At 34.7% G+C, this 372-nt stretch carries 1 protein-coding gene; it reads left to right on the top strand.

The window, feature by feature from the left end; translation table 11 throughout:
* Positions 1-78: 78 nt before the first annotated feature.
* A partial coding sequence (locus tag AC1DWA_RS33800) for a YsnF/AvaK domain-containing protein (RefSeq protein ID WP_477917920.1) occupies positions 79-372 on the top strand: 294 nt, incomplete at its 3' end.

The following is a 372-nucleotide window of genomic DNA, read 5'->3' on the forward strand; positions in this document are numbered from 1 at the left end:
AGATGACACCGGCAACTGTACAAACAATGATGAGTAGATCCAATAATTGATAAAACAAATAAAAATGGAGGGAAATGTATGAACAATTTTTTTGGACTCTTTGCAGATGAGAATGAGAATGAGAAAGCACAAAATAATCATGAAAATGAAAAGCTTCGTCTTCATAAAGAGGAATTAGATATCACTAAAAATAAAATAGCTGCAGGAGAGGTAACCTTGCAAAAAGAAGTTATAGAAGAGCAACAAACGGTTGACGTTCCTGTTACTCATGAGGAAGTTGTTATTGAAAGAAGAGCTATTGACAACGAACTCAGCAATTCATCTATTAGTGATGAAGAAACCATTCACATTCCAGTCAGTGAGGAACAGGTT

This window comes from Rhodococcus sp. P4_F3_2 (assembly GCF_056401335.1).